This is a genomic window from Paramesorhizobium deserti (genome assembly GCF_001558695.1).
GTDB classification, from domain to species: Bacteria; Pseudomonadota; Alphaproteobacteria; order Rhizobiales; family Rhizobiaceae; genus Paramesorhizobium; species Paramesorhizobium deserti.
The window spans coordinates 703,777-709,776 of record NZ_LNTU01000012.1 but is presented as its reverse complement, the minus strand read 5'-3'; the positions used below and the strand labels follow the sequence as shown (position 1 = coordinate 709,776).

The following is a 6,000-nucleotide window of genomic DNA, read 5'->3' as shown; positions in this document are numbered from 1 at the left end:
AGCTCAGTGAATCATGCGCGAGCAAATGAAGCGAGACGCTTTTTCAACGGCCTGCTAGAGCCGTTTCGTTTGTGCCTTAATCGGAGTCGCGGGTTTGTGCGTTGAACGACTTGTTCTGATTCCCTGATTGTATGTGATTTGGGAAGGAGCAACGGGATGGCACGAGCCTACAGCCTAGACTTGCGACAGCGCGTCATGGAGACAATCGATGAGGGTCTGTCGACGCGGGAACCAGCATGCCGGTTTCGGCCGGGATTTCAACGTCCGGTGCATGCTGCTGGGAAGCCGCGCCTCACGGCCATTGATTTCTGCTGAGAACTGACCCGTGCCAGCCAGATATTTCCATTGAGAATTGGCTTTGACGCACATTTGCTGATGTACAGCTCCTACATTGCGTCGATCAATCGCGCTTGCAGCAGATCGAGTTTTGCCCGTCCGTACATCTGGCGTTTGATGAGTTTCATGCGTGTGATTTGACCTTCGGTTTACCCATTCGACCAAAGGGAGGTCATAGAGTGCGTATTCCGCTGAAGCCGGCCATTGATTCCGAAACGAAGCCGGCCACCCATTCCGATTTCATTCCGGCCAGCATTCCGATTTGAAGCCGGCCAGTCGATGCTCCCCTGGGTCGTTGTTTTGATGGCTCCTGATTGTCGCGCGGTCAAGCCTCGGATGGAGTGTGGCGCTGCTTTCGCAGGCTCTCGCCGCTGAGTTCAATGCGGTAGGCGCTGTGGACGAGGCGATCGAGGATGGCGTCGGCGAGGGTCGGATTGCCGATCATGTCGTACCAGTGATCGACGGGCACCTGGCTCGTGACGATGGTGGATCGCTTCTCATAGCGATCCTCGATGATCTCCAGGAGATCGCGGCGCTGCTCGTCGCTGAGCTTCTCCGGCCCCCAGTCGTCGAGGATGAGCAGGTCGGTTCTGGCGAGTGCCTTGAGGACTTTCGGGTAGCGGCCGTCGCCGCGCGCCAGCGCAAGGGTGGCGAACAGCCTGGGCAGGCGATGATAGGCGACGGAGAAGTCCTCGCGGCATGCCTTGTGTCCGAGTGCGCAGGCAAGCCAGCTCTTGCCGACGCCGGCTGGCCCGATCAGCAGGAGACTGTGATGTTGCCTGATCCAGTCGCATCCGGCGAGCTTCAGGAACAGATTGCGGTCAAGGCCGCGGGCGGCGCGGAAGTCGATGTTCTCGACCTGGGCGTCATGGCGGAGCCTTGCCGCGCGGGCTCTCGCCTCGAAGCGCTTCTGGCGGCGCGTCGTCGCCTCGCGCTCCAGAAGAAGAGCGAGCCATTCGCCATGCTCGAGGCTTCTCACTTCCGGTTGGGCCTCGAGCTCGTGATAGGCGCTCGCCATGCCGGAGAGGCCGAGTTCGCGCAGCATGTCGATGGTGGGATTGGTCAGCATGGTCTTGGTCCTCAATGAAAGTAGCTGGGGCCGCGCAGGTTGGCGTGCTCCATGACGGCGGCAGGTTCGGTGGAATGTCTGTTGGATTTGTGGGTGGCGATGAGAGCGGTAATGGTCTTGCAGGTCAGCCCGCCGATCTCGACGGCACGCGCCGACACAGTCTCGGCGCGCTCGCGGGGAAGATCACGATAGAGACGCAGGATACCGAGGCATGTTCTGAAGCCCTGTTCGGGATGCGGTCGGCTGGCGAGAATGGCGGTGATCAGCCCCTCGGTCTCGGGGCCGATCGATGCAGCCCAGCGCCGGAAGCGATCCGGTGTCCACTCGGATACCGAGGCATGTTCTGAAGCCCTGTTCGGGATGCGGTCGGCTGGCGAGAATGGCGGTGATCAGCCCCTCGGTCTCGGGGCCGATCGATGCAGCCCAGCGCCGGAAGCGATCCGGTGTCCACTCGGCATAGCGACGATGCGAACTCGGCATATGATCGGGGTCGGTGCCAAAGCGCGGCCCCCCATAGCGGCGCTGATGCACAGCGACGCGTTTGCCACGGTGGAAGATCTCGATCATCCGGGCAGTTGCGCGGATATCGACCTGGCTCCTGATGAGACCGTGCGGTACCGAATAGAAGAAGCTCTTGAACTCGACGTGATAATCCGTCGAGACCCGCGCCAGGCGCCATTCGGCGAACTCGTAGTCCTCGGCGGGCAGGCTTGCGAGTGCTGGGCGTTCGACCGTCTCGAAGAGGCGCCGGCGGCTGACGCCGAGCCGGCGCATGACATGATCGTTGATGCGCGCGAGCATCTCGGCGATCGCAGCATTGGCTTCGGTGAGTGAGAAGAAGGTCTGCTTGCGCAAGCGGCCGAGAATGCAGCTTTGGGCAAAGCGCACGGCGTTCTCGACCTTGGCCTTGTCCTTCGGTCTTCTCGGCCGGGCCGGCAGGACGCCGACGCCGTAGGATGACGCCATCATGCCGTAGCTGCGGTTAATCTCGGGATCATAGAAACTGGCGCGGTTGACGCCGGACTTCAGGTTGTCGGGTACGATCAACCGCGGCACGCCGCCGAAGAAGGCGAACATATGCACATGCGAGCCGATCCAGTCCGGGAGTGTCTGGGTCCAGGTGGCCTCGGCGAAGGTGTAGCTCGACGCGCCGAGCACTCCAACGAACAGTTCCGCCTCGCGAACCTCGCCGGTCTTGCGATCGACGATCGGCACCTTCTTGCCGGAATAATCCACGAAGACCTTGTCGCCGGCGGCGTGCTCCTGGCGCATCGTCGGCGACAGGCGCTTCTCGAAGCCGCGAAACAGTTCGCAGAAGCGGCTATAGCCGTAACCGTCGGGATGGACGCTGCGATATTCCTCCCAGAGGATCAGCAGCGTGACGCCCGGCTTCTTCAGCTCGATCGAAAGCTCAGCCCAGTCAGGCTCCTTCCTTCGCCGCTGGCCCTGCTTGACCCCGGCCCGGGCGAAAAGACGATGTTCAAGCGCATCGTCGGTTAGCTCGCCGGGCAAGGGCCAGGTCAAGCCCGCTTGCGCCGCACGCTTCAGATTATCCTGCACCGTGCTGCGCGCAACGCCCAGCACCACCGCAATCTCGCGGCTGCTTGTTCCGCTTCCGGCAAGCCGGAGCATCTGTCGTAATTGTCTCATGGTCAGCCTTCTCTTTGCCGGCATCAAACTCTCCTCGTGTACCGGGAGGCTTGATGCCAAAGTTGCTGACCCAAGGGGTATCGTCAGAGCCGAAAACCGGCCGGTGATTGATTGGAATCGTGGCCGGCTTCAAATCGGAATGGTGGCCGGTAATTGATCGGAATGCCGGACGGCTTCAGATCGGAATCCGCAGGTATCGTCAGAGCCGAAAACCGGCCGGTGATTGATTGGAATCGTGGCCGGCTTCAAATCGGAATGGTGGCCGGTAATTGATCGGAATGCCGGACGGCTTCAGATCGGAATCCGCACCTTTTCTGCTCAAGAGCGTGCCCGCCTCGGCCGAATGCGTGAAACAAACACCACGCCTAAAGCCTCAGGCCGATAGCATCTAGGCGGACGAGCGTGCACCTACCGCAAGGAAGGGGAGAATCCGCGACATGCCGATGGGCCGGCGTCAACTTGGAGAGGTGCGAGCGGTCCGGCAGGCGCACTGGCTGAAGCCTCATCGCGGCACTGCGCGTCGACCGCGTCAGCGCGCCGTGGATTATCGATGGCCCGATCAATGGCGAACGCTTCCTGATCTCGGTGGAAAAAGTCTAGGAAAATCAACTTATCACGCGGGCTTCATTGTTAGCTTACCGGACGAGGTGAATGAGATCTTTGCCGGGCTGCGGTTGGTCGATGTCGAGTTCGTCCGGCCGCCGAAGCGTATTCGGGGGAGGCCGGCTATTCTATTGCATCGTCCCGGGAACATCCAAGTTGAGGTAAGCTGTCACGGCACAGTGCACTTACCGGTGGCGTGAAAGACTTACGCGGATAAATACCGCCTGATCGTGCGTCCGCTTCTTGGTAAGGCATAGTTTATCCTGACTGGCTGGCATTCGCCAGCGTCACAAACTCCTCCACATCAAGCGTTTCCGCGCGACGCGTGCCGTCTATTCCCACCTTTTCCAGCAGCGCCTCACCGCCGAGCGATTTGACGCTCTGGCGCAGCATCTTGCGTCTCTGGCCGAAGGCCGCCTGCGTCACGCGGCTGAGCCTGGCGGCATCGCAGGCCAGAGGCTCATCACGCGGCACCAGATGCACGACCGACGAGGTGACCTTCGGCGGCGGCGTAAAGGCCTGTGGAGGCACGTCGAAGGCGATCTTCGCCTCTGTCCGCCAGCCGGCCAGTACACCGAGCCGGCCATAGGCCTCGGAACCGGGGCGGGCGACGATGCGCTCGGCCACTTCGCGCTGGAACATCAGCGTCATCGAGGCATAGAAGGGCGGCCACGGCTCGGCCAGCAGCCAGTTGAGGAGCAGTTGCGTCCCGACATTGTAGGGCAGGTTGGCGACGATGCGCGGCTTTTTCCCGTCCGCAGCGAGGCTGGCGAAATCCTGCTCCAGCGCGTCACCTGAGATGACATTCAATCGTCCCGGATAATGCGCGGCGATCTCGTCCAGCGCCGCCAGGCAGCGCTCGTCGCGCTCGATTGCCGTCACAAGCGCGCCTTGCGCCAGCAGCGCCCGCGTCAGCCCGCCGGGGCCGGGGCCGACCTCGATCACCGGCTGGTCGGTCAGGTCGCCGGCCTGCCGGGCGATCTTCGCGGTGAGATTGAGGTCGAGCAGGAAATTCTGACCGAGCGATTTCTTCGCCATCAGGCCATGCCGCTCGATCACGTCGCGCAGGGGAGGGAGACCGTCAATACTCATTTGCGGGTGTTATCAGCCAGTTTCCGCGCCAGCCGCAGCGCCGCGATCAGGCTGTCCGGGCGGGCAACGCCCTTGCCGGCGATATCGAAAGCCGTGCCGTGGTCGGGCGAGGTGCGGATGAAGGGCAGCCCGAGCGTGACATTGACCGTCTCGTCGAAGGCGAGCGCCTTGGCGGGGATCAGCGCCTGATCGTGATACATGCAGATCGCCGCGTCATAGGTGGCGCGGGCCGGCGCATGGAACATGGTGTCGGCCGGCAGCGGACCGCGCACCGCGATGCCCTCCGCGGCGAGAACCTCAACGGCGGGACGGATGATGGCGTCGTCCTCCTTGCCGAGCGCGCCGCCTTCGCCGGCATGCGGATTGAGCCCGGATAGGGCGAGACGCGGCCGGGCAATGCCGAATTTCTCCTTGAGCTCCCGGGCAGTGATCCGCGACACGGCAAGGATCTCCTCACTCGTCAGGGCCTTTGGCACCTCGGCGAGCGGAATGTGGATCGTCACCGGCACGGCGCGCAGTTGCGGCCCCGCCAGCATCATCACCGGCTTGCAGACTTTCTTCGTATGCGCCTCGGCGAGCTCCGCCAGGAACTCGGTATGGCCGGGATGGGCGAACCCCGCCTCATAGAGCGGCTTCTTGGCGATCGGACAGGTGACCACCGCCGCCGCTTTGCCATCGAAAGCGTAGCCGACCGCCCGCTGGATCGCCTCGACTGTGCCGGCAGCATTTTCCGCAAGCGGCACGCCGGGACTGTCGGTCTGGGAATTCTTCAGCGGCACGACAGGCAGAAAATCGGGAAAAAGCGCCGCCGCCTCGTCGGGATCGCAGACTTTCAGAGGAATCGTTTCACCAAGACTCTTCGCCCGCGCGGCGATCAGATCAGGATCGGCGATGAGGAAAAACGCCGGCACATCCGCCGTCTTGCGCAGTTTCCAAGCGGTAATGGCGATTTCCGGACCGACACCGGATGGGTCGCCGCCGCTGACGGCAAGCGGCGGCATTAGAGCATTTCACTTTCAAATAAAACCACTGGCGGGACAGCGCGCCCCTCTGTCCTGCCGGACATCTCCCCTACTCTCACCGTCATCCTCGGGCTTGACCCGAGGATCCATGGCAAGGGGGCATCTGCGTTCCTGCTGTATCGGCGCGTTCCAGTAAGCACGAGCTGCCCGATATACCGGATGAAGTTTTTACGATCCCGTAGTGGATGACAGCAGCATTCCTGTCCCCTTGCCGTGGATCCTCGGGTC

Annotated in this window: 4 protein-coding genes and 2 pseudogenes; 1 reads left to right on the top strand and 5 read right to left on the bottom strand. The window is 62.4% G+C overall.

All coding sequences use genetic code 11. The features are described from left to right. Positions 1-661: 661 nt before the first annotated feature. The 3 genes and pseudogenes from istB to istA all read right to left on the bottom strand — a co-directional run. Positions 662-1,405: an IS21-like element helper ATPase IstB gene (istB, locus tag ATN84_RS12600; RefSeq protein WP_068881943.1), complete on the bottom strand. Its 744-nt coding sequence runs from the start codon at positions 1,403-1,405 to the stop codon at positions 662-664. Between the two features lie 11 nt (positions 1,406-1,416). After that, the gene (locus ATN84_RS28140; protein WP_161939570.1) at positions 1,417-1,563 is read right to left on the bottom strand and encodes a hypothetical protein; all 147 of its coding nucleotides are present in this window, start codon (positions 1,561-1,563) and stop codon (positions 1,417-1,419) included. Positions 1,564-1,592: 29 nt separating this feature from the next. Next, a pseudogene (istA, locus tag ATN84_RS12595) lies at positions 1,593-3,079 on the bottom strand (IS21 family transposase); the annotation flags it as partial. A 474-nt stretch (positions 3,080-3,553) separates the two neighbouring features. On the opposite strand from istA, the pseudogene ATN84_RS27795 reads away from it, so the two are divergent. Next, a pseudogene (locus tag ATN84_RS27795) lies at positions 3,554-3,652 on the top strand (IS630 family transposase); the annotation flags it as partial. 264 nt (positions 3,653-3,916) lie between these two features. On the opposite strand, the gene rsmA reads toward ATN84_RS27795, so the two are convergent. Beyond that, a complete protein-coding gene (gene rsmA / locus ATN84_RS12590) occupies positions 3,917-4,750 on the bottom strand; it encodes a 16S rRNA (adenine(1518)-N(6)/adenine(1519)-N(6))-dimethyltransferase RsmA (protein WP_068881942.1) in 834 nt (277 codons plus the stop codon). Continuing rightward, positions 4,747-5,751: a 4-hydroxythreonine-4-phosphate dehydrogenase PdxA gene (gene pdxA, locus ATN84_RS12585; protein WP_068881941.1), complete on the bottom strand. Its 1,005-nt coding sequence runs from the start codon at positions 5,749-5,751 to the stop codon at positions 4,747-4,749. The genes rsmA and pdxA overlap by 4 nt, the downstream gene beginning before the upstream one ends. Positions 5,752-6,000: the final 249 nt, after the last annotated feature.

What these genes read in the sequence shown, in the direction of transcription:
- rsmA (WP_068881942.1), bottom strand. Translation starts at nt 4,750, where the DNA reads ATGAGTATTGACGGTCTCCCTCCCCTGCGCGACGTGATCGAGCGGCAT.
- pdxA (WP_068881941.1), bottom strand. Translation starts at nt 5,751, where the DNA reads ATGCCGCCGCTTGCCGTCAGCGGCGGCGACCCATCCGGTGTCGGTCCG.
- istB (WP_068881943.1), bottom strand. Translation starts at nt 1,405, where the DNA reads ATGCTGACCAATCCCACCATCGACATGCTGCGCGAACTCGGCCTCTCC.